This is a genomic window from Pseudomonas sp. LG1D9 (assembly GCF_002949995.1).
Classification (GTDB): Bacteria; Pseudomonadota; Gammaproteobacteria; order Pseudomonadales; family Pseudomonadaceae; genus Aquipseudomonas; species Aquipseudomonas proteolytica.
Genome location: NZ_CP026881.1, coordinates 2491457 through 2515176, shown reverse-complemented (window position 1 = coordinate 2515176; position 23720 = coordinate 2491457). Strand labels below are relative to the sequence as shown.

17 protein-coding genes are annotated in these 23720 nt (G+C 64.4%); 13 read left to right on the top strand and 4 right to left on the bottom strand.

Features of this window, described 5'->3' with window-relative positions:
* Window positions 1-24 precede the first annotated feature (24 nt).
* Entirely contained in the window at window positions 25-1044 is a 1020-nt protein-coding gene (gene tssA, locus C5F71_RS12150) for a type VI secretion system protein TssA (RefSeq protein ID WP_104911201.1), read from the bottom strand.
* A gap of 402 nt (window positions 1045-1446) precedes the next feature.
* Between tssA and tagH the strand changes: the two genes are divergently transcribed.
* The 13 genes from tagH to C5F71_RS12085 all read left to right on the top strand — a co-directional run bounded on the left by tagH (window position 1447) and on the right by C5F71_RS12085 (window position 18916).
* On the top strand, window positions 1447-2775 hold the full coding sequence (tagH, locus tag C5F71_RS12145; RefSeq protein WP_104911200.1) for a type VI secretion system-associated FHA domain protein TagH: 1329 nt from the start codon (window positions 1447-1449) through the stop codon (window positions 2773-2775).
* A 43-nt stretch (window positions 2776-2818) separates the two neighbouring features.
* Window positions 2819-3322 carry a type VI secretion system lipoprotein TssJ gene (tssJ, locus tag C5F71_RS12140; protein WP_092232151.1) on the top strand — a complete coding sequence of 168 codons (504 nt, stop codon included), beginning with the start codon at window positions 2819-2821 and terminating at the stop codon, window positions 3320-3322.
* An 18-nt stretch (window positions 3323-3340) separates the two neighbouring features.
* Window positions 3341-4675: a type VI secretion system baseplate subunit TssK gene (tssK, locus tag C5F71_RS12135; RefSeq protein ID WP_070994066.1), complete on the top strand. Its 1335-nt coding sequence runs from the start codon at window positions 3341-3343 to the stop codon at window positions 4673-4675.
* A gap of 6 nt (window positions 4676-4681) precedes the next feature.
* On the top strand, window positions 4682-5971 hold the full coding sequence (locus C5F71_RS12130; protein ID WP_104911199.1) for a DotU family type VI secretion system protein: 1290 nt from the start codon (window positions 4682-4684) through the stop codon (window positions 5969-5971).
* Entirely contained in the window at window positions 5968-9468 is a 3501-nt protein-coding gene (gene tssM, locus C5F71_RS12125) for a type VI secretion system membrane subunit TssM (RefSeq protein WP_104911198.1), read from the top strand. The genes C5F71_RS12130 and tssM overlap by 4 nt, the downstream gene beginning before the upstream one ends.
* Window positions 9465-10118: a type VI secretion system-associated protein TagF gene (gene tagF, locus C5F71_RS12120; RefSeq protein WP_092232145.1), complete on the top strand. Its 654-nt coding sequence runs from the start codon at window positions 9465-9467 to the stop codon at window positions 10116-10118. Before tssM ends, tagF begins: the two co-directional genes overlap by 4 nt.
* Entirely contained in the window at window positions 10119-10838 is a 720-nt protein-coding gene (locus C5F71_RS12115; RefSeq protein ID WP_029289857.1) for a PP2C family serine/threonine-protein phosphatase, read from the top strand.
* Window positions 10835-13807, top strand: a complete 2973-nt coding sequence (locus C5F71_RS12110; RefSeq protein ID WP_104911197.1) for a serine/threonine-protein kinase — start codon at window positions 10835-10837, stop codon at window positions 13805-13807. Before C5F71_RS12115 ends, C5F71_RS12110 begins: the two co-directional genes overlap by 4 nt.
* Window positions 13807-14511, top strand: coding sequence for an ABC transporter ATP-binding protein (locus tag C5F71_RS12105; RefSeq protein WP_104911196.1), 705 nt, complete (start codon window positions 13807-13809; stop codon window positions 14509-14511). The genes C5F71_RS12110 and C5F71_RS12105 overlap by 1 nt, the downstream gene beginning before the upstream one ends.
* A complete protein-coding gene (locus tag C5F71_RS12100) occupies window positions 14511-15695 on the top strand; it encodes an ABC transporter permease (RefSeq protein WP_092232136.1) in 1185 nt (394 codons plus the stop codon). The genes C5F71_RS12105 and C5F71_RS12100 overlap by 1 nt, the downstream gene beginning before the upstream one ends.
* A complete protein-coding gene (locus C5F71_RS12095; RefSeq protein ID WP_092232131.1) occupies window positions 15688-17400 on the top strand; it encodes an SUMF1/EgtB/PvdO family nonheme iron enzyme in 1713 nt (570 codons plus the stop codon). Before C5F71_RS12100 ends, C5F71_RS12095 begins: the two co-directional genes overlap by 8 nt.
* Window positions 17401-17483: 83 nt before the next feature.
* Complete coding sequence (tagQ, locus tag C5F71_RS12090; protein ID WP_104911195.1) at window positions 17484-18413, top strand: type VI secretion system-associated lipoprotein TagQ; 930 nt, start codon at window positions 17484-17486, stop codon at window positions 18411-18413.
* A 125-nt stretch (window positions 18414-18538) separates the two neighbouring features.
* On the top strand, window positions 18539-18916 hold the full coding sequence (locus tag C5F71_RS12085) for a hypothetical protein (protein ID WP_029289848.1): 378 nt from the start codon (window positions 18539-18541) through the stop codon (window positions 18914-18916).
* A 122-nt stretch (window positions 18917-19038) separates the two neighbouring features.
* Here C5F71_RS12085 and C5F71_RS12080 read toward each other — a convergent pair whose 3' ends face one another.
* The 3 genes from C5F71_RS12080 to C5F71_RS12070 all read right to left on the bottom strand — a co-directional run bounded on the left by C5F71_RS12080 (window position 19039) and on the right by C5F71_RS12070 (window position 23657).
* Entirely contained in the window at window positions 19039-20439 is a 1401-nt protein-coding gene (locus C5F71_RS12080; protein WP_070994058.1) for an aminoacyl-tRNA deacylase and HDOD domain-containing protein, read from the bottom strand.
* A 213-nt stretch (window positions 20440-20652) separates the two neighbouring features.
* On the bottom strand, window positions 20653-22728 hold the full coding sequence (gene recG / locus C5F71_RS12075) for an ATP-dependent DNA helicase RecG (RefSeq protein ID WP_029289844.1): 2076 nt from the start codon (window positions 22726-22728) through the stop codon (window positions 20653-20655).
* 8 nt (window positions 22729-22736) lie between these two features.
* The gene (locus tag C5F71_RS12070) at window positions 22737-23657 is read right to left on the bottom strand and encodes a hydrogen peroxide-inducible genes activator (RefSeq protein ID WP_029289842.1); all 921 of its coding nucleotides are present in this window, start codon (window positions 23655-23657) and stop codon (window positions 22737-22739) included.
* Window positions 23658-23720 lie beyond the last annotated feature (63 nt).

Below are 23720 nucleotides of genomic sequence, written 5' to 3'. Positions count from 1 at the left end.
GTTGTTACTGCAAAGCCTGGCGACTTACTCGCCGTCCGGGCCACGCAGGTTTTCAAATTGGGACATGCCGTCGGGAATCAGATTGCGCACGATGGCCGCAAAATCGGCGTGCACCAGGTTTTTCGCCCGGTTCAACAGCACCGGCAGCGGGCTGGAAGGCTCGTGCCGGGTGTAGTACGCAAGGATCCGGTCCAGGTCGCGCAGCACCTCGTCGCGGCTGGCGATCTCGCCAGCATTGCGGGGGGCTGCAGGGGCGCCAGCGTGTTCGACCGAGGCGTGGCTGTCGTCACTGACCACCTCGGGTTCACGGCTGTCGTCGCTCTGTGCAGTGAACTGGCTGAAAATCTGCAGGGCCTGCTTGAGCGGATGTTTCAGCGCGCCGAGGTCCACGCCCTGGGCGGAACCGACTTGCTCGCTGACGTATTTTTCGATGTTTTCACAGGCCGCACGGGCCTCGACCAGCGCGGCGTGGGTGGCTTGCAACGGCTCCGGGTCGCTGTCGAGGAAGGCGGCGGCCAGTTGCTCGGCACCGAGGCTTTCGCCGGGAAAACTTTGCAGGCCGCTGGCATTCAGGGCACCACGCAGGCTCACGGCGCCGAACGCTCGCGAGCGCGTAAGCACGCTTTCGCGCAGCAGGCGGATGTTCGTGTCGCAGGTCAGTCCGGCGAGGGCATTGATGCGTACGGTGGGATCGTTGTCGTCATCGGCATCCAGGCGCGGATGCAGGTCGGCCCAGTACTGCTGGAGCAGTTCGCTGATCAGGGTGAGGGCGCTGGCCAGCCCGCCGACGCCTTGCAGGGCGAGGGAGCTTTGCAGCAAAAAATGGGTGATGCGCAGGTCTTTGCTGCGCTGCAGCAAGTCCAGGCTCTGTTGCTGGATGCTGCGCCAGTCTGGGGGCTCGGCGGGCAAAATAGCGTCGCCCATGCTGCGCTCGGGTTGACCCTGGGCAGCACGTTCCAAGTGCAGGAAATCCGCGTCATATTCCAGGTCTTCGCCACACGGCAAAGTCGCGGAAACAGCGGTGAGCAGCAACGGCACATCCACTAAATTCGATCTCCATATCGGCCCTTTAGTCTCGGGCAGTGCATGCGTTAGTTGCGCGGTTTAGTTGCGCAATTTATCGGCATGTTTTCTTGGTCAGGCCAGCACATTGATTTCAATGTGCCACTACTTATCTTCAAGAAGTTGTGCATTTTTGGTGTAGTAGTTATGCGTTGTCAAGGTAAGCTATTCGCCCTGTGTGACAGATGTGCGGTGTTTAACATCCTATGCGACCCGTCGGTCAAAGTAGGCGCTGCCTGAGGATTTTTGTCACATTTGCCGGTTAAGATCAGCGATCATGCTGGTAAAAGCAGGCTTCTAAGGTTGTTTAAAGGATTTGTCGAGACGCGCTTGGGAAAGTATTTCCCTTGGCCGACCGCGCGTGAGGTTCAGCAAGGAGGCAAGATGTCACTGTGTTTGACTATCACTAGTTATCACAAGATCACCCCAGGTCAATGTCCGGAAAAGTCCATGGACAATGGAGTGATGGCTATTGGCCGCTCTAGTGAAAACGACTGGATATTGCCTGATCCAGAACGTTTGGTCTCCGCGCAACATTGCGTTATTCAATACAAAGATGGCCGTTACTATCTAACCGATAACAGTACTAATGGTGTGGAATTGGTTAATGCCGGTATTCGTTTGCGCCGGGGGAACAGCGAGCCATTGCAAGATGGTGAGTTGATCCGGATCGGCGATTACGAGATCCAGGCACGGATTGATTCCGGGGTGAACGTGACAGGTTCCCAGCCTTTTGCCGCCGACGCCTCCAACAGTTTCGAAGCGCTCATGGGCCGCCAGGGTGCGGGGGTGGCCGCGCCGCTGCCAAGCACCCCGGTGATTGCGCCGCAGTTCCAGGGCGCGTCGTCGATGGATACGCTGCCAGACCTGTTCGATTTCCTCACACCAACGGCCGTGCCGCCGCCCAGCCAGCCTGACCATGTGCCGGCCGAGCAGCATGATTTTCGCCCGCCGGTCGCTGTTAACGTGCCTGTGCCCGAGAAGCCGGCGACCCCGGGCTCGGTGATTCCGGAAGACTGGGACCTGCTTGGCGAAACACCCGCGCCGCCGCTCGGCACGCCACCGCCCATCGCGCCGCCTGAACCTCCTGTGGTCGAGCGCCCGCTGCCGCTGGCAGACGCCACCCAGCCCGATTTGCTGCAAGCCTTCCTGCGCGGTGCCGGTCTTGATCACCTGCGCCTGGACAAGGCCCAGGCCGAGGCGCAGATGGAAAGTATCGGCCGCAGCTACCGGCTGATGGTCGAAGGCCTGATCGACGTATTACGTGCGCGCAGCAGCCTCAAGGGCGAGTTCCGCATGCAGCAGACGACGATCCAGCCGGTGGAAAACAATCCGTTGAAATTCGCCCCGAATGCCGACGAAGCGTTACTGCTGCTGCTTCGCCACGGCAACCAAGCGTTTATGGCGCCGGACCTGGCCGTGCGCGACAGTTTCGACGACCTGCGGGCCCACCAACTGGCGGTGATGGCCGGTGTCGAAGCGGCCATCAAACATCTGCTGACACGCTTCGAACCCGCTCAACTGGAAGAGCGCATGGGCAAGCCTGGCGGGCTGTCGAGCCTGTTCAACGGTTCGCGCCAGGCCCAGTACTGGCAACAGTTCACCGAGCTCTACAACAGTATTTCCCGTGAGGCCCAGGAGGATTTCCAGGACCTGTTCGGCCGTGAATTCAGCCGGGCCTATGAAGCACACAGCGCCCGCCAGCGGCGCTGAAACTGGAACAACGGACAGCCACATACGTCATTGAGGACGCAGGATGATTTCCAGGTTTTTACTCGCGGCCGCCGGCCTGTTGCTGCTGACGGCCTGTGCCAAGGATGCTGCGCCGCCCGCGCCAGAGGCACAAATCGACACTGCCAGCGTCGAGCTGCATTTCCATGCCATCAGCGGCCTCAACCCCGGTCACACGGGCCAGCCAGCGCCGGTGCGGGTACGGATTTTCGAATTGAAAAACGCCGCGACCTTCAGTCGTGCCGATTACTTCGCCCTGGCGGATCGCGCCCAGCCGACCCTCGGCCTGGACCTGCTGGACCAGGATGAAGTGGTGATCCAGCCCGGCCAGCAATTGAGCCTGCAGCGCGACCTCGACCCGGCCACCCGGCAGATCGGCCTGCTGGTGGGCTATCGCGAACTGGACCGTGCGCAATGGCGCACGGTACTCAGCGTGCCGCCCCGCCAGGCCAGCGAATACCAGATCAGCCTTGATGTGCGCGCCGTACGTGCGCACCTCAGCGTTGCCCCATCCAGTCCTGCCCAATAAGAAGCAATCGGAGCCCCCATGTCCTGGAACAATCGCGTGGTCTGGTCGGAAGGCATGTTCATCGGAACGCAGCACTTCCAGCAGCATGACCGTTACCTGGAAAACCTGATCGATGCCCGCAGCCGTCCGCTGTCGGCCGGCGCCTGGGGGTTTTGCGAACTGCTGATCGACCAGGGCCTGCTGGCCCAGGGCAAGCTGGCGATTGTCTCGGCCCGTGGCCTGTTGCCCGATGGCACGCCGTTCAATATTCCCCAGGACGACCTGGCGCCGAGCCCGCTGAATATCGACGACAACTTGCGTGACGGCCTGGTGTACCTGGCCTTGCCGCTCAAGCGTGCCGGCGCCCGCGACACGGTAGACGAAGGCGAGCCCCTGGGCGCCGCGCGTTACCTGAGCCAGGTGCGCGAGGTGCGCGATGACAACGCACCTTTCGAAAACCGCGCACCGGTGGCCGTCGGTTCCCGTGCCTTGCGCTTGCTCACCGGCGCCGATGGCATCAGTGACTACGCCGCCATCGGCCTGGTACGCATCAAGGAAAAGCGCGCCGACCGCGCCCTGGTGCTGGATGACAGCTACATCCCGCCGGTGCTCGATGTGGCGGCGAGCAAACCGCTGACGGCTTTTCGCAGTGAACTGCTGGGCCTGCTGCACCAGCGCGGCGAAGCCCTGGCCGGACGCGTGGTGGCGTCGGGTGCCGGTGGCGCTTCAGAGATTGCCGACTTCATGCTGTTGCAACTGGTCAACCGCGCCCAGCCGCTGATCCAGCACCTGAGCCAGTTGAGCCCGCTGCACCCGGAGCGTTTCTTCAGTGAGCTGGTAAGCCTGGCCGGCGAGTTCTCGACGTTCTCCACCTCAGGGCGGCGCCCTGAGGAATACCCGCGCTATCAGCATGACGACCTGGCCCTGAGCTTCGCCCCGGTGATGCAGGCCCTGCGCGAGGCGCTGTCGATGCTGATCGACAGCAAGGCCACGCCTATCCCGATTGTCGAGAAAGCCTACGGCGTGCACGTGGCAATGCTGGCGGATAAAACCCTGATCGACAGCGCCAGCTTCATCCTCGTGGTCCGTGCCGATGTGCCGGGCGAAACCCTGCGTGCGCGCTTCGGCCAGCAGAGCAAGGTTGGCTCGGTGGAGCACATCCGCGACCTGGTCAACCTGCAACTGCCGGGCATCGGCCTGCTGCCGCTGCCGGTGGCGCCACGCCAGATCCCGTATCACGCGGGCTCCACCTACTACGAACTGGACCGCGGCAGCGAACACTGGCAGCAGTTGATCCACTCCGGCGGCTTTGCCTTTCATATCGCCGGGCAGTTCCCGGGCTTGAACCTGGCCTTCTGGGCGATCCGAGGATAATCCGCGATGCATCCCAATGATGACGACCGCACCCAGTTCATGCCGCGCCCGGGTGGCCGTGCGCCGGAGCCTGCACGCGCAGAACCGGCGTCTTTGTCGATGCCGGCGGCGCCGATCCTCACCGGCAAAAGCCAGGGCCTCAACCCCCTGGAAAGCGCCGCCGGCCCGTTGCTGGCGTTGCTGACACGCCTGCGCAACACCATCGCCCATCCCGCGCCATCGAGCCTGCGTGCGCAATTGCTGGCCTACCTGCGCCAGTTCGAAGAACGCGCCGAGGCGGCCGGCGTGGCCCGTAACGAGGTGCTGCTGGCGCGCTACGCGCTGTGCACCGCCCTCGATGAAGCGGTGCTGAGCACCCCCTGGGGCAGCGCCAGTGACTGGGGCAAGCAGAGCTTGTTGATTACCGTGCACAACGAAGCCTGGGGCGGCGAAAAGGTCTTTCAGTTGTTGGATCACTGCCTGCAAAGCCCGCGCGAGCGCCTGTATCTGCTGGAGCTGTTGTACCTGTGCATGTGCCTGGGTTTCGAAGGCCGCTACCGGGTGATGAACGACGGGCGCAGCCAGTTGGAAGCGTTGCGCGAACGCACGGCGGCGGCGATTCGCAGTGCCCGTGGCGAGCATGAGCGCGAGTTGTCGCCCCATTGGCGCGGCGTGACCGTGGCCCGTGATCGCCTGGCGCAATTCATGCCGCCGTGGATTGCAGTCGCCATCGGCCTGGCGTTGTTGCTGGCGCTGTTGTTTGGCTTGCGCCTGAAGCTGGCGTCGGATGCCGAGCCGGTGTTCAAGAACATCCATGCCCTGGGGGAAATCCCGGTGCAGGCCATCGACCGCCCGGTGGCGCAGCCGAAAATCATCGAGCGCCCGCGCCTGGCGGGCTTTCTGGTGGAAGACATCAAGGCAGGCCGGGTCGCGGTGGAAGACGCCGTTGACCGCTCCGTGGTGACGATCCGTGGCGATGAGCTGTTCGCTTCGGCCAGCTCGAGCATTGTCGATGACTACCAGCCCCTGATGCTGCGCATCGCCGATGCCATCCGCAAGGTCAAGGGCCAGGTACGCGTGACCGGGCACAGCGATAACCGCCCGATTGCCACCCTGCGTTTCCCGTCCAACTGGGCCTTGTCCGAAGCGCGGGCCAAGTCGGTACTGGAGATTCTCGCGGCCAAGACCGGCCAGGGCGAGCGTTTCAGCGCCGAAGGGCGCAGCGATACCGAGCCGGTGGCGACCAACGCCACAGCCGAAGGCCGTGCCCGCAATCGTCGGGTTGAAATCACCGTATTGGCGGAGGGCGTCGAGTGAAGGCGTTTTTCAGTTTCATGATTCGCTGGGTGATCCCTGTGCTGGGCCTGATTGCTCTGGGCCTGATCATCTGGTTTGTCGGGCCGTTGCTCGACGTGCTGGTCCCCGAAGGCCGGCGCTGGGCACTGATCATCCTGGTCTTCGCGGTGTGGATCGCCTACCGCGTGTTTCGCATCATCCAGGCCCGGCGCCAGGCTGGCGAAGTGATGCGCAGCCTGGCCGCCGAAACCCCGGTCGACCCCAACAGCGTTGCCACCGCAGAAGAACTGGCCACCCTGCGCCAGCGCATGGACGAAGCCCTGGCGTTACTGAAAAAGGCCAAGCTGGGCGGTGACGAGCGGCGCAACCTCTACGAGTTGCCGTGGTCCGTGATCATCGGCCCACCGGGCTCGGGCAAGACCACCGCGCTGGTCAACTCCGGGCTGCATTTCCCCCTGGCCGCCCAGTTGGGTGCCGGCGCGGTGCGGGGCGTGGGCGGTACGCGCAATTGCGATTGGTGGTTTACCGATCAAGCCGTGCTGCTGGACACCGCCGGGCGCTACACCACCCAGGACAGCAACTCCACGGTGGATAAAGCGGCCTGGCTGGGCTTTCTCGACCTGCTGAAAAAGCAGCGCGCCCGTCGCCCGATCGACGGCGCCTTTATCGCCATCAGCCTTTCGGACCTGCTGCTGGGCAGCGACGCCGAGCGCGCCGCCCATGCAGCAGCGATCCGCCTGCGCATCCAGGAGTTGTACACCCAGTTGGGCGTGCGCTTCCCGATCTACCTGATGCTGACCAAGCTCGACCTGGTGCCGGGCTTCATGGAGTTTTTCGACAACCTGAGCAAGGAAGACCGCGCCCAGGTGTGGGGCATGACCTTTGCCCTGGACGACGGCAAGCACAGCGACAGCCCGTTGGCCCATTTGCAAAGCGAATTCGCCGGCCTGGAGCAGCGCCTCAACGAGCGCTTGGTGGAGCGTCTGCAACAGGAGCGCGACCCGGCGCGGCGCGACCTGATCTACGGCTTCCCGCAGCAGTTCGGTGCCCTGAAGGATTGCCTGCAAGGCTTCCTCGAAGGCGTATTCAAGCCCAATGCGTTTGAAGAGCGCGTGCTGCTGCGCGGCGTCTATTTCACCAGCGGCACCCAGGAAGGCAGCCCGATCGATCGCCTGATCGGCGCCATGGCCCAGAGCATGAACCTCGATCGCCAGCACCTGGCGCGCCAGAGCGGCACCGGGCGCAGTTATTTCATCGAAAAGCTGTTCAGCGCCGTGGCCTTTGCCGAGCGTGGCCTGGTGGGGGTCAACCCGAAGGTCGAGCGCCGTCGCAAATGGCTGGCCCGTGGCGTCCTGGCCGCCACCGTGGCGGTGGTGTTGGTGTTCAGTACGCTGTGGTGGGTGAGTTATCGCGCGAACCAGGCGTATATCGCCCAGGTCGACCACAAGGTCGCTCCACTGGGCCAGGCCGTGCAGACCCTGAGCCCGGCACAGCGCGAGGTGCTGGCCGTGTTGCCGCTGCTCAACGCGGTGAAGAACCTGGCGGGCGATTCGCCAAGCTGGTCCGAAGGCCTGGGGCTGTATCAGGGCGACATGCTCGAAGCCGAATCTGCCAGTGTCTATCGCAAACTGCTGATCGCGGTGTTCGCCCCGCGCCTGGTAACGCGCATCGAAGAGCAACTGCACAGCGGCGGCAGTTCCGACTTCCTCTACGAAGGCTTGAAGGCCTACCTGATGCTGGCTGACAGCGAGCATTACGACCCGGACTTCATCAAGGCCTGGATCGCCCTGGACTGGGACCGCAACCTGCCACGCGACCTGCCCGCCGACCAGCGCCAGGCACTGACCGGGCACTTGCAGGCGTTGTTCGATCGTCACCCACCGAATGCGCGACTCGACCCACGGCTGATCGATGACTTGCGTCGGCAGCTGCAACAACTGCCGGTGGCCCAGCGTGTATACGACCGGGTCAAGCGCCACAAGCTACCCGAAGGCGTGACGGATTTTCGCATCAACGAAGCTGCCGGCCGCGATGCCGCACTGGTATTCAGCCGCAAAAGTGGCAAGCCGCTGGGCGAGCCATTGAGTGGGTTTTTTACTGCCAAGGGCTATCGCCAGGGTTTTTTGCTGACCAGCCTGAACCAGGCCGGCACCCTGGCTGAAGAGCAATGGGTATTGGGGCATGCACCGGCGGATCAACAGAACGTCGCCAGCCTTGCCGCCGATGTGCGGCGCCTGTATTTCCAGGACTATCAGCGCCAGTGGGACGCCTTGCTGGCCGATATCGACTTTGTGCCCATCACCAGCGTGGCCCAGGCGGCCGACGTATTGCGGGTGATTTCCGGCCCGACCTCGCCCCTGAAAAAGCTGCTGGTGGCGGTGGCCAAGGAAACCGATCTGCAGGCTGAAGAGCGCCAACTGGCTGCCAAGGGCGTGCCAGTGGAAGGGGGTGTCGACAAGCTCAAGGAGCGCCTCGGCAGCCTGCTCGGCGAGGCGCAACCGGCGGCCAGCGCGCCAGCCCTCAGCGAAGACCCGGTGACCGCGCACTTTGCCGAACTCAACAGCATCGTCGCCAAGAACGAAGGCGAGCCGGCGGCCATCGACGGCCTGTTGGCGGACATGAATGCGCTGTATGTGCAGGTCAGCGCCATGGTCGGTGCCAGTGGCGATGCCTTGCTCGGCGAAGCCAAGAACCAGGCCGCTGCCGCCGCCACGCGGGTCAGCCTGAATGCCGAGCGCCAGCCGCCGCTGGTGCAAGGCATGGTCAAGTCGGTGGTCAACTCCACCACCAACAGCATGATGGGTGGGGTGCGCAATCAACTGAACGCGGCCTGGGTCAGCGAAGTGGTCAACGTATACCGCCAGTCCCTGGCCGGCCGTTACCCGATGTCCCCTGGCAGTGCCCGCGATGCCACCCTGGACGACTTCGGTCAGTTCTTCGGGGTGGGCGGGGTGATGGACAACTACTTCCGCAAGTACCTGCAGCCCTACGTCGACACCTCCGCGCAGACCTGGCGCTGGCAGCCGGGGGCGGCGCAGAAACTCGGGATCGCGCCGGGTGTGCTGCAAACCTTCCAGCGTGCGGCGACCATTCGTGATGCGTTCTTCCGTGCGGGGGGCACGCAGCCCATCGTGCGTTTCGAGCTCAAGCCTGTGGCGATGGACGCGACCATCACCCAGTTCCTGCTCGACCTCGACGGCCAGCAACTGAGCTACGACCACGGCCCGAGCCGGCCGGTGGCGATGCAGTGGCCGAACCCCGGCAGCAGCGGCGGGGTGCGGATCTCGATCATGCCGCCAGCCGCCAGCGGACGTTCGGGCGTGACCCTGGATGGCCCGTGGGCGTGGTTCCGCCTGCTGGAGCAATCGGAGCTTTCGGCGGGCAATTCGCCGGATCGCTTCAACCTGCGTCTGCGGGTCGATGGCGCCAGCATCGCTTATGAGTTGCGGGCCAACAGCGCCTTCAACCCGTTCAAGAGCCGTGTGCTGAGCGGGTTCAGCCTGCCGGAGCGGTTATGACCACCTTGGGGTTCTACGGCAAGTTGGCCAGTCGCGGGGACTTTGTCAGCCGCGCCTTGCCCCAGAGTTTTATCGGGCCCTGGGACAGTTGGCTGGCCGCCGGTTTGCTGGCCAGTCAACACAGCCTGGGCGGCGATTGGCTCAACGTGTACCTGGTCAGCCCGCTGTGGCGTTTTGTGCTGGCGCCGGGTGTATGCGGGCCGGATGCGGCGGCGGGGGTGGTGATGCCGAGCATTGATCGGGTCGGGCGGTATTTCCCGCTGGCGGTGGTCGCGTTGTTGGATCACGACGCCAATCCAGCGTCCCTGGTGGGCGGCCCGGATGCCTGGTTCGAGCAGGCCGAGGAGTTGTTGCTCAGCACCCTGGACCCCGGCGCCACGTTCGAAGGGTTCAGCGATGGCCTGGAGCGCCTGGGTTTGCCGGGCAGCGAGGCGCGCGCGTTGGACAGCCGCTTCGCCGGCCTGCAGCGGGTTGCCGCCACCGTGCCCCATGCTCGCATGACGGCCCTTGCCGAACAGGCCTGCGAAGGCGCCAGCCTGTGGTGGGGGCGTGGTTCGCAACGCATTTCCCCCGGTTTATTGCGGTGCCAGGGTTTGCCTGCCGCCGGCGATTTTGCGCAATTTCTGCTCGGACAAGAAGGTGTGGTGTAGATGGGGTCGACGTACAAATCCGCGAGCAAAAGCCATGTGGGCATGGTGCGCCAGGTCAATGAGGACGCGTGCCTGGACTTGCCGCAGAACCGCCTGTGGGTGGTGGCCGATGGCATGGGCGGGCATGCCGCAGGCGATTACGTCAGCAGCTTGATCGTCGACAGCCTGCGCAGCCTGCCCGTGGGCCGGTCACTGGACGAATACACCGCGGCGCTGCGCACCGAGTTGAACCGGGTCAACGCGGACGTGCGCGAAGAAACTGCCAACCGCGGCGTGACCATGATGGGCAGCACCGTGGTGCTGCTGGCCGCACGTGGCCTGCGCGGCGTGTGCCTGTGGGCCGGTGACAGCCGCTTGTATCGCCTGCGCGATGGCGAGTTGGAGCGCATCTCCCGCGACCACAGCTACGTGCAGGACCTGCAGGACAGCGGCCTGCTCAGCGAGGCCGATGCGCGGGTGCATCCACGGGCCAATATCGTCACCCGCGCCATTGGCGTGGAGGCGCGACTGGAGTTGTCGGTGGTCGACCTGTTGATCGCCCCCGGCGACAGTTACCTGTTGTGCAGCGATGGCCTGAACAAGACCGTCGAAGACCACGAGATCCGCGATGTACTGAGCCATGCCGAGCCTGACGAAATTGCCCGCAGCCTGGTGCACCTGGGGCTTAACCGCGGTGCGCCCGACAACATCACCACCCTCGTCGTGAAGGTGTCGCCATGACCCTGATCATCCCCGGCTACGACATCGACGGCGAAATCGGCGAAGGCGCCATGGCCAGCGTATACCTGGCGACCCAGCGGTCGCTGGAGCGCAAGGTGGCGTTGAAGGTCATGGCCGCCGCGCTGGCCGCCGATCCGAGCTTTTGCGAACGCTTCCTGCGCGAGGGCAAGACCCTGGCGCGGCTGTCGCACCCGCATACGGTGACGATCCACGACATCGGCAATGTCGGCGAGCTGTATTACATGGCCATGGAATACCTGCCCAACGGCACGCTCAAGGAGCGCATCGCCGCCGGCCTGACGCCGGAACAGGGGCTGGTGTATATCCGCCAGATCGCCTCGGCACTGGGTTACGCCCATGCCCAGGGCCTGGTGCACCGCGACGTCAAGCCGGCGAATATCCTGTTTCGCGCCGATGGCACGGCGGTGCTGTCGGACTTTGGTATCGCCAAGTCCCTGGATGACCGCACGCAGTTCACCCAGGCCGGGTTTGCCGTGGGCACCCCCAGCTACATGAGCCCGGAGCAGGCGCGCGGCCAGGAAATCGACGGCCGCGCCGACCTCTACGCCCTCGGGGTGGTGCTCTATGAAATCCTCGTCGGCCAGTTGCCTTACCGTGGCACCGATGCACTCTCCACGGCCCTGGCACACCTGACCGAGCCCTTGCCGGAGTTGCCGCTGCACCATGGTCGTTATCAAGAGGTGCTGAAAAAGCTCCTGGCCAAGGACCCGGCGCAGCGTTTCCCGGATGCCACCGCGCTGCTGCTGGCGCTGGATCGACTGCCGCTGGAGGCACCGAAAGAAGCGCTGGAGGCGACCTTGATTCGCCCCGTCAACGACTTGGCCGGGTTAACCCCGGTGTCCATCGAAGTGCCCAGCGCCACTGCGCAGCCGCAAGCGGTGCGCCAGCCGGTGGTGGCTCCCACGCCGCCGCGTGCGGTGTCCGAGCAGCGGCGCGGCCCGGTGCTGGCATTGGCCGCCGTGGCGGTGGCGGTTGCGCTGGCCATCGGTGGCGCCAGTTACGGGTGGCTGAGTGACGACGCCCCGCTGCCGCCGCCTGCTGCGCCAGGGCCCGTGACGCCTGCTGCCGTCGCACCGGTGGCAGCCGATATCGACGGCGGCCAGCGCCCGTTGCTGATGGCCGGCAAGAAAACCCTGTTCCAGCGGGTCCTGAGCAAGCCCGGCGCCAAGCTCTCCAGCGCGGCGGGCGGCGCACCGGGCAAGGCTTTGCCGGCGTTTTCCGTGCTCTATGTGTACCAGCGCAAGGATATCGACGGCAGCCCTTGGCTGCGTGTGGGCGCCGCCACCGATGGGCGCAGTGACGGCTGGTTGCCGGCCGTGCACGTCAGCGACTGGAAGCAGAGCCTGGTACTCAAGTTCACCGAGCGTTCGGGGCGTGCGCCGGTGATGTTCCTGCGCCAGGCCGGCGAGGTGGAAAAACTCCTGGCGGATCCAGTCGCGGCGAAGAACCTGTTGCTCAAGGCGCAGAACAACCCCGGCGACAATCAGCAGGTCCTGGCCCTGGAGCCCGCCGCCAGCGCCGTGCCGCAGAATCAGTTCTACCTGTTGCCGATCTTCGATGCCAAAGAGAGCTTCGACGAGAATGGTCAGCCGGTGCAGTTACTCAATGTGGCTTCCATCGACCCCGGCAGTGCCGCCGCCAAGCCGGCGACCCCGGTGATCAGTGCGAATGCCGATGCGTTCCGCACCGCTGTGGTGCTGGTGGTGGACACCACCGTGTCAATGCAGCCCTACATCGACCAAGTGCGCGATGTCGTCCACGAGTTGCAGACCCGCATCGCCGAGCGTGGCGAGTTGGACAGCGTCAGTTTCGGCATGGTCGGCTTTCGCAGCAGCGTGAAGAAAACCCCGGGCCTGGAATACGTGGCCAAGACCCTGATCACCCTCGATCAGGGCCGCGACCCCCAGCGTTTTCTCGATAGGGCGCGGCAGGTCAAGGCCTCGACCGTTTCCAGTCACGCCTTCAACGAAGACGCGTTCGCCGGGGTGATGCAGGCGGTGAACGGTATGGACTGGTCCGGCTATGGCGGGCGCCTGATCCTGCTGGTGACCGATGCCGGCGCCTTGCGCAAGAACGACCCGTTCGCCGCCACCCAGATGAACGAAGCCGAAGTGCGCCAGGCCGCGCTGGGCAAGCAGATCAAGATCTATGCCTTGCACCTGCGCACCGACGCCGGCAAGAAAACCCATGGCGGCGCCGAGTCCCAGTACCGCACCCTGACCGCCGACGCCAACCCGCAGATCGGCGACCTCTACACAGCGGTGCCGGGCGGCGATGTGCGCAAGCTGGGCGAGCGTGTCGATGAGATCGGCACGGTGTTCGCCAACCTGGTGCACCAAGTGCGCAGCAACACCCCGCAGCCGGTGCCGTTGCTCAGCAACGCGCCGAGCCTGGCGGACAAATCCGCGGCCGTCGGCTATGCCATGCACATGGATTTCCTCGGGCACAAAGGCGCGAGCCAGGCGCCGCAGCTGGTCAGCGCCTGGACCGCCGACCGCGACCTGACCAACCCCGCGCTGCCGGCGTTCCAGGTCTGCGTGATGCTCACCAAATTGCAGCTCAACGACTTGCAGCAGTCGCTCAAACTGATCGTCGATGCGGCGCGCAAGACCCAGACCTCGCCCAAGGATTTCTTCCAGGAAATCGCCAGCGCCTCGGCCTACATGAGCCGCGACCCGCAGGCCTTGCGCAAGGGCGGCAACCTCGCCGATGGCGGCATACTCGGTGAGTACCTGGAAGGCCTGCCGTACCGCAGCAAGTCGCTGAACATGACCCAGGACCTGTGGCTGTCGTTGAGCGTGGCCGAACAGGAAGACTTTATCGATGAGCTGGATTCGAAAGTCCGCCTCTTTGAGACCTTCCATAACGATGTGGCCAACTGGGTCCGTTTCGGTGATGCCGAGCCGGGCGATGCGTTGTACCGCGTGCCGCTGTCGACGCTGCCTTGATGCTGAACCTGAGCGCGGTGCACAAGAGCCGGGGCGTCGGTAGCCAGCGCTATAGCCTGGTGATTCCAGGGTTGCACCTGTGCGCGGGGGAGCAATTGGCGATTGTCGGGCCCAGTGGCTGCGGCAAAAGCACCTTGCTGGATCTGTTGGCGTTGGTATTGGCGCCGGATCAGGTGGGCCGGTTTGAATTCAACCAGCTGGATATTGAGGGTCTATGGCGGGCCAATCAGCAATCCACGTTGGCCGGGTTGCGCAGCCGGCACCTCGGTTATGTGCTGCAGACCGGCGGCCTGCTGGGTTTTCTCGACGTGCGCAGCAATATTGCCCTGCCCCGGCAACTGTTGGGGCTCAAGGACGATGGCAGCGTGGCGCGCCTGGCGGCGCAGTTGCAGATCAGTGACCAGTTGGCCAAGAAGCCTGGCGCGTTATCGGTGGGCCAGCGTCAGCGCGTGAGTTGCGCCCGTGCCCTGGCCCATGCCCCGCAACTGCTGTTGGCGGATGAGCCAACCGCGTCCCTTGACCCCCTTAATGCCGAGCGTGTCATGCAGGCGCTGCTGACCCAGGCCCGCGAGCACCGTGCCGCCTGCGTGATCGCCACCCATGACGAGCCCCTGGCCCGCGCCAGTGGCTTGCAGGTGCGGCGCATCAGTTGCCAGCGCGACAGCGACGGTGGCGTCACCGCAACCCTTGGGGAGGCGTGCTGATGCGCATTCCTTTGGTAGCGTCCCTCGCTTGGCAGGATTACCGCGACGATGGCTGGTTGTCGGCCTGTTCGGTGCTGGCGCTGGTGGCCGTGATCGCGCCGCTGCTGGTGTTGTTCGGCCTCAAGTTCGGCCTGGTCAGTAGCCTCACCGAGCGCCTGGAGAATGACCCGGCGACCCGGGAAATCATTCCATTGGGCGGTGGTCGATTCAGCCACGCTTTTGTCGAGCAGCTTGCTCAGCGCAGCGATGTGGCGTTCGCCATCCCCCGCACACGGCAGATCGCGGCCACGGCCCAGGTAGGCGCGCTGATCCTGGAAATGTTGCCGACCGCGCCGGGTGATCCGTTGCTGAGCGGGCTGCCCGTGCCCGCAGGCCTGGACCAGATCGTGCTGAGCCACACCGCCGCCGAGAAGCTCGCGGCGCGGCCGGGGGATTGGCTGCAAACCCGCTTTGCGCGGCAAGTGGCCGGGCGTGTCGAGGCCCAGGGCACGCGGCTGCAGGTGCTGGCGGTATTGCCTCTGGAGGCATTCGCCCGGGATGGATTGTTTGCCGGTTTGAGCCTGCTGGAAGCGGCGGAAGATTACCGTGATGGCCGGGCGGTACTGGCGCTGGGTTGGCCGGGTGACGCGGCAGGCGAGGGCGCGCAGCGGGTGTATCCGGGGTTTCGATTGTATGCGCGCAGTCTCAGTGATGTAGAGCCGCTGCGGGTGCATTTCGCTGCGCAGAACCTGTTGGTCTCGACCCAGGTGCTGAGCATCGCCCAGGTGCAGTCGCTGAGCCGCAACTTGTCCATCGTGTTCTGGATCATCGCCGGCCTGGCCTTGGCGGGAGCATTTGCGGCGATCTTCGCCGGGGCGCTGGCCGCCGTGGCGCGCAAGCGCCGGGAGTTGTCGGTGTTGCGCCTGCTGGGGTTTTCCACGGGCGCGCTGTTGCTGTTCGTGACGTTGCAGGCGCTCTACGGCGCAGGGTTTGCCGCGCTGCTCAGTGCCGGCCTGTATGGCTTGGCCGAGGCCGGTTTGAATCGATTATTCGTGCAGGTGCCGGGCGAATACGCCAGCCATCTGCTGGTGCGGCATTACGCCCTGGCGCTGGTCGCGGTGCTCGGCGTCAGCGCCGTGGCGGCCGCGTGTGGTGGGTGGCGTGTGGCGCGTATCCAGGCTTGCGAGGGAATCAGAGATGTATAAGTTGTTGGGCGCCGCCGTGGCGCTGAGCCTGGCTGCTGGGGCCTGGGCCGATGAGGCCGGCGACAAACTGGACAACCCCAAGCCTTTGGCCGATGACGTCAGCCTGCCGCTGCCGTGCGGGGGCCATATGGTGTTTCGCTACGCCTATGTCTTGGCCCAGGGCACCCTGGACGACCGTGAAGTCAGCCTCGGCTACCCGTTCAGCGAAGGCGAGGCGGGCTACAAGCAGTCGTTTATCTCCGGCTATCGCCGCGACTTCATCAACGGCCAATTCACCCTCAAGGATTTGCCCAAGGGCTGGAACAAGGTCATCGCGCCGCTGATGCCCAAGACCGACGCCAAGACCCCGCTCAAGCCGATGCTCTACTTTATCGGCAAGTACGAAGTGACCGCGCGCCAGTATGCCCAGGTCATGGCCCAGGCCCAGTCGTTGGCCAGCGGCGAGCCAGCCCCGGCGTGCGAGGTGCCTGAGGGCATGGCCGGGCGCCTGCCCAAGGTCAAGCTGTCGCGGTTTGAAGCCGAGCGCTTTGCGGCGGTGTACAGCGCCTGGTTGATGAAATATCACCGCGAGTTGTTGCCGGTCAGTGGTCGCGGATCTTCGGCAGAGGATGGTGGCCTGGGCTTTGTGCGGCTGCCCACCGAAGTGGAATGGGAGTTCGCCGCACGCGGCGGCCAGGCGGTGAGCCGCCAGGACCTCGAAGGCCGGCTGTTCCCACGGCGCATCGAGGGCAGCGACAGCGACGGCCCGCTGGGCGATTGGGCGGTGTTCAACCAGGTCGCCGGCGGCACCGGCCAGGCCGCGCGGCTGATGCCCATCGGCACCAGGTTGCCGAACCCTATCGGCATGTTCGACGTGATCGGCAACGCCGCCGAAATGGTCCAGGAGTCGTTCCAACTGGTCCATGCCGGCCGTCGCCAGGGCACGTATGGCGGCTTTATCGTCAAGGGTGGCAACTACCTGGAAGGCGAGGGCACGCTGTTCACCGGCATGCGCCGCGAGTACCCGCTGTTCGGCGCCGATGGCACCGAGCAAAGCAACGAGACTACCGGTTTTCGCGTAGCGATCGGAGCGCTGTCGGCACCGCGTTCACGCTACAACGAACTGTTTGCGCAGTGGCAGAAAGAGGGGCGCCTGGCCGCGCTGACCGATGCCATCGACGACGCCCAGGACCCGACCAAACGCCTGGACAGCATCATCGCCGCCAGCGTCGACCCGCGGCTGCAGGCCGAGTTGGGGCTGGTCAACGAAGAGCTCAAGCGCAATGTGTCGCTGATTGCCCAGCAACGTGAGGAAGCGGCCGGCAACCTGATCCAGTCTGCCGCCCTGGTGGCCGAGACCATCAATAACTACAACATCCGCCTGATCAATCTGCAGAAAAGTCGCCAGCAGTCCCTGGACGCCAAGGACGAGGCCAGCGCGCAGCTGTTCGCCACGGCCATCGCCAATGGCCGCAGCGCGCTGGACGGTGCGGTGGCGATCTATATCGACAACCTGGCCACCGGCACGCGCTACACCGATGCGGTGATCCAGGCGCAGTTTCAAAGGGTCAAGCAAGAGTTGGAGCGCAAGCCGGTATTGGGCAAGAGCCTGATGACGCGCGCGACGTTGTTCGTTCGCCATGTCGGTAACTATCGCAAACAACAGCGAGCCGACCCGGCAACGATTTTGAAGGAATTGCTCGCAGCGAGCGGTCAGCGGTCTTGATCGCTCGCAGGCTGGCGAGCTTGGAAGGGACTCAGGCGGCATGGGCCGTGCTGGGCAAGTCAAACTTAAAAGAGAACACACCTATGCTTTTTCCCCGTAAGGCGGTTTCCAAGCGTTACTTGCTGCTGATCGCGGCTGGTTTCAGCACCGTGTTGACTGGTTGCGCCACGTCGCCGGCCTCCAAGGTCGCGTCGAGCACCAAGGTCGAGTACTACCCCAATTGCTACGAGCCTGTGCAGCACTTGCGTGCCACCGATTCGGACATGACCAAGTCGGTCGTCACCGGCGCCGCCCTCGGCGCGGCGGGTGGTGCGCTGCTGGGCGCCTTGACCGGGGATTCGGACAAGCGCGGCCGCAACGCCGCCATTGGCGCAGCGGGCGGTGCCCTGGCAGGTGGCGCGGCGGGTTACTACACCGAGCGCCAGAAGCAGATCAGCGACGACAACCAGCGCATCGCGTCCTACGCCGCCGACTTCAACAAAAGCGCCTCCGACATCGACCGCAGCACCGCGTACGCCAAGGCGTCCCAGCAGTGCTACCAGAGCGCGTTCACCAAGCTTGTGGCCGACCGCAAGGCCAAGACCGTCAACGACACCGAAGGCCGCAAGCGCCTGGCGGAAATCGTCTCCGGCCTCAAGGAGTCCAATGATCTGATCGTCGCGGTCAATGGCAAGGCCAGCGAAGACCTGAACAACTACACCCAGGCCTACGAGAAAGACCTGCAACAGGTGGGTGTACAGCGTAATGATGTGGTGACCGTGGCCACCGCCGATACCACCAAGGCCGTGGTCCCGGCGAAGAAAGGCAAATCCACCGGCAAAGTCGTGACCAAGCGTCCGCCACTGCCAAAGGTGCCGACCGAAGCGGTGGGCACCGAGAAAAGCATCCTGACCGCCAAGGTCAAGCAGACTGAAAGCAAGCAGGTGGCCAGCGCCGGTAAAGCACAGATCGAAGGCACTTGCCGCGATCCGAACCTGGCCGACTGGGCGCCGGTACCTTGCCCTAACGTTTAAGCCAAGTTGTTGCTATAAGCGGTAAACGCCAGCCGATCTCCTGCTAACGCGGGAGATCGGTAGCGTTCCGCGCACAAATCGTTAAACTGCTGCGGCCACCCAATAATTACACTGAGGCCGTGTGCATGAAATTTCGTTTTCTCCTGTGGGTGCTGGGCCTGATGATGGCCAAAGCCAGCCGCAACAACCCCGCGTTCCAACAGCAGTTGGGTGACAAGGACCTGGCGTTCCAGCTGCAGACCCTCGACGGCAAGGTTGCCCGTCACTTCATCGTCAAAGACCAGCGCATCACCAGCCGCTCGGGTGTCCACCCGGAGCCTGCGTTCGCCATTGCCTTCAAAGACGCCGCCTATGGCTTCGCCACCATGCAGGCGAAGAACAAGCAACTGGCGTTCATGACGGGGATTCAGGACAAGTCGATCCAGATCAAGGGCAACCCGGCGCTGGTGATGTGGTTCCAGGGGTTGACCAAGTACTTGAAGCCGAAGAAAAAGAAGGCCTGAGAGACCGAGTTGGATTCATCGCAGGCAAGCCAGCTCCCACATTTGACCGAGTTCCAACGTTGGAATGCACTCAAAATGTGGGAGCTGGCTTGCCTGCGATAGCGGTTTGACAGGCGCCAGATTTACCCCTGGCTGAACTGCGACGCCAACTCCCGCAGCAGCACCTCGGCATCCAGCACCTTGCTCACCACATCCTCTGCCTTGCTGCGGTCCAGGCCCAGGCGTTCCAGCAGCTCGTCCGGAATCTCGGCTTCCGGCCCCGAGCCAATCCCACGCCCGCGCAGCAAGCGCACGGCCAGGCACACCAGGTTGGGGTATTCGGCGTACTGGCCGTCGTAGCTCGGGTCGTGCTGGAAGCGCAAGGCCGTGGACAGTTCTTGCGGCATGTCCCAGTAACGCATCAGCCAGGCGCCGATCTGCTCGCGGCTGATTCCCAGCAAGTGTTGCTCGACATAGCTGTGGCACAGGTGCGGGTTGACCTCCAGGTGCCGGCAGATCAGTGAGAAGTGCGGCGGGAACACGTGGGCCAGCAACAGATAGCCAAAGTTGTGCAGCAGGCCCGCCAGGTAGGTCAGGCCGGCTTCCGGGCGCTGGGCGCGGGGCATGGCGCGGGTCAGGCCTTCGATCACCGCCGCGGTGTAGATCGACTGGTGCCAGTAAGGCGTGGCCTGTTGCGGATGGTCCTTGGGCAGGCTCAGGGTCTTGCCCAGCGCCAGGCCCAGGGCGAGGTTGATCACCAGGTCGAAGCCCAGCACGCGCACAATGGCGTCCTCTACCGAGCGGATCTTGCCCGGCGAGGCGTAGTACGGCGATGCCGCCCAGCTCACTACTTGCGCGGCCAGGGCCGGGTCGGTTTCCACGACGCCCGTGATGTCATCGATGGTCGCGTTGGGATCGACCCGCAGCTTGATGATCTTCTGCGCGGTGTCGGCCAGCGGCGGGATCTCGATGGTGGCTTCCAGGCGTTGCTGGATACGCCGGGCGGTAAACGCCTGCATCGCTTGGGAGATCTCGTCGCGGTCGTCGTTGGGGCGGTCGAAGTTGGGCCGGATGCTGCTCAAGGGCTCGCCGAAGTTGGCCGCACTGGCCTTGCTCAGCATGCGCTTGAAGTCATCGCTGGCGATTTCCAGCAGCACCGTGGCTTCGCCCGAATGCACCAGTAAGGTCGGCTCGCGTAGCAGGCTTTCTTCGTACAGGCACGGCGAACTGGTCAGCGGTGGCAGGCCAGGCAGCAGGCTCAGGCTGTGTTTGCCGAGCATGCGTTCCAGGCGTTCCGGTGCCACGGCGGTGAGGTTGCGGCCGGTCAGTTCGGTAAGACGATTGAGATCCAGCAGTTGGCTCTGGGGGAACAGCACCATCAGGGCGCCCACGGCATCGTCGAGCAGCACCGCTTGAACCTTGCGAGCGGGGTTCAGGCCGGGGTGTTCGATGACTTCCTTGTAGCTGACGGCGAGTTTTGCGAGCAGGTCCCGAATGACCGAGGGTGCGGTCGGTGGGGCTGTGGCGTGGGCTACTTCTGACATGGCCGGATCCAATTTCCTACATTTGCTTGGAGTATAACCAGCTTGGTCCGGCTGAGGGGGGTCTAACTGTGGTTTGTGATGGTGTTGGCGGTCCCCATTCCTGTAGGAGCGAGCTTGCTCGCGAAGAACCTTGACGGTAACGCGGGGCACCGGCATATCCGTGGCGCCTGGGTGTTCTTCGCGAGCAAGCTCGCTCCTACAGGGGGGGCTGGGTCAGACCTGACCGTATTGCTGGCCGTGGCGCAGCCAGCGATCCAGCAGCGGGCTGACGTGGTGCGGCCAGCGTTCCAGCAGGGCCTGGGCGGCGTCGCGCACGGCGGGCAGCAGGTCGGCGTCGCGCATCAGGTCGGCCACCTTGAATTGCAGCAGCCCGGTCTGGCGGGTGCCGAGCATCTCGCCGGGGCCGCGCAGTTCCAGGTCCTTTTCGGCGATCACGAAGCCGTCATTGGTCTCGCGCATGATCCCCAGGCGCTGGCGGCCAATCTGCGACAGCGGTGGATGGTAGAGCAGCACGCAGTGGCTGGCGGCACTGCCCCGGCCGACACGCCCGCGCAGTTGGTGCAGTTGCGCCAGGCCCAGGCGTTCGGGGTTTTCGATGATCATCAGGCTGGCGTTGGGTACATCCACGCCGACTTCAATCACGGTGGTGGCCACCAGCAGTTGCAGGTTGCCGGCCTTGAACTCGGCCATCACCGCGGCTTTTTCCGCAGGTTTCATGCGCCCATGGATCAGCCCGACCTTGAGCTCGCCCAAGGCGCTGGTGAGGTCTTCGTAGGTGGTTTCGGCAGCCTGGCAGGTCAGCTCTTCGGATTCTTCGATCAGCGTGCACACCCAATAGGCCTGGCGCCCTTCGGCGCAGGCGCCGCGCACGCGTTCGATCACTTCGACACGGCGGGTGTCGGTGACCAGCACCGTGTTGACAGGCGTTCGGCCCGGCGGCAGTTCGTCGAGGATCGAGGTGTCGAGGTCGGCATAGGCACTCATGGCCAGCGTGCGTGGGATCGGGGTGGCGGTCATGATCAACTGGTGAGGGTTCATTCGCCCGCCCACGCCTTTTTCACGCAGGGCCAGGCGTTGCTGCACGCCGAAACGGTGCTGCTCGTCGATGATCACCAGGGCCAGGTTCTTGAATTTAACCTCATCCTGGAACAGCGCGTGGGTGCCGACCACCATCGGCGCGCCGGCGGCGATCTGCTCCAGGGCGGCCGTGCGGTTCTTGCCTTTGAGCTTGCCCGCCAGCCACGCCACTTCCAGGCCCAGGGGTTCGAGCCAGCGCTTGAAGGTGATGAAGTGCTGTTCGGCGAGGATCTCGGTCGGCGCCATCAGCGCCACCTGGTAACCGGCCTCCAGGGCCTGCAGCGCAGCCAGGGCGGCGACCACGGTCTTGCCGGCCCCGACATCGCCCTGGATCAGGCGCAGCATGGGTTCTTTCTGACTCAGGTCGTAGGCGATTTCATTGCCTACGCGCTGCTGCGCACCGGTCGGCGCAAAACCGAGGTTGGCCAGGTATTGCGCGGGCAGGCGCGTGGCCTTGGGCATCGCTGGCGCACGCAGGGAACGCATGCTTTCGCGCAGGCGTTGCTGGGACAGTTGATGGGTCAGCAGCTCTTCGAAGGCCAGGCGATGTTGGGCCCAGTGATGACCCAGGGCCAACTCATCCACGTCCGCATCGGCCGGTGGATGATGCAGGTAGCGGATCGCGTCAGCCAGGGGCGCCAACTGGTAATCGCGGGCCAGCTCTTGCGGCAGCCAGTCGGGTAGGCTTTGCGGGCCGAGCAGGGTCAGGGTCTGCATGCATAGCTGGCGCAGGCGCTGTTGCGTCAGGCCTTCGGTGAGCGGGTAGATGGGGGTGAGGGTGGTGTCTACCGGCGGCGGTTCGTCGCCGGTAATGGCGCGATATTCCGGATGGTAGATTTCCAGGCCCGATGCGCCCGGCCGGGCTTCGCCGTAGCAACGCACACGAGTGCCACGCTTGAGGCCTTCCTTTTGCGCGTTGCTGAAATGGTAGAAGCGCAGGCTCAGGCCACCGGTGCCGTCCTGCAGGCGCACCACCAGGCTGCGGCGCTTACCCATCACCACATCGGCACCGCTGACGGTGCCTTCGACCACCGCATCCTGCCCAGGGCGCAGATGGCCGATGGGCACTACGCGGGTGCGGTCCTGATAGCGCAAGGGCAGGTGAAACAGCACGTCCTGGAGGTTTTCCAGGCCAACCTTGGCCAGTTTCTCGGCCATGGCGTCACCGACACCCTTGAGTGCCGTCACCGACACCTGCGACAGCTCTGTCATACGCTTGCTTAGCTCGCAGCAGGCGGCTTGGCCACCGAGCACAGGCGGATCGAGTCGGCGAGGATATCAATCGCTTTCGGGCGCGGGAAACTGGCACGCCAGGCAATCGCCACGGTACGGAACGGCACGGGCGGGGTGAGCGGACGCACTTCAATCACGCCGGCGGCGTAGTGATGGCTGTCAACGGCCGACAACGGCAGGATCGAAATACCCAGGCCGGACGCCACCATATGGCGAATAGTCTCCAGGGAGCTGGATTCGACCGTGGTGTGCTTGGCGCCGTCGTTGCCCTTGGTCAGGGTCGGGCAGGCTTCCAGGACCTGGTCGCGGAAGCAGTGACCCTCACCGAGCAGCAGCAGGCTCTTGTCGTTGAGCAGGCCAGCGTCGATCGTGTCTTTCTTCGTCCACGGGTGAGAGGCGGGCATCAGCACATAGAACGGCTCGTCGTAGAGCGGCAATGTCAGCACGTCGGCTTCATTGAACGGCAGGGCGATGATGATCGCGTCCAACTCACCGTTGCGCAGCTTGTCGCGCAGTACGTGGGTGAAGTTTTCTTCGATATACAGCGGCATCTGCGGCGCGACGCGGTGCAGTTGCGGGATCAGGTGCGGGAACAGGTACGGGCCGACGGTGTAGATCGCGCCGACTTTGAGCGGGGCCGTCAGTTGGTTCTTGCCGGCCTGGGCCAGTTCACGAATGCTCTGGGCCTGCTCCAGCACCTTCTGGGCCTGGGCCACAATACCTTCGCCGACCGGGGTGAGGCGCACGGCGCTTTTGCTGCGCTCGAAAATCAGCACACCGAGTTCGTCTTCAAGCTTTTTCACGCCCACCGACAGCGTCGGCTGGCTGACATGGCAACGTTCGGCGGCATGGCCGAAGTGTTGCTCTTGGGCGAGGGTCACGATGTAGCGTAATTCTGTAAGAGTCATAGCGGGCGTCCATGAGGTTGCGGGCCAAGCATACCGGCTGCAATCGATAGGCGCACGTTATCA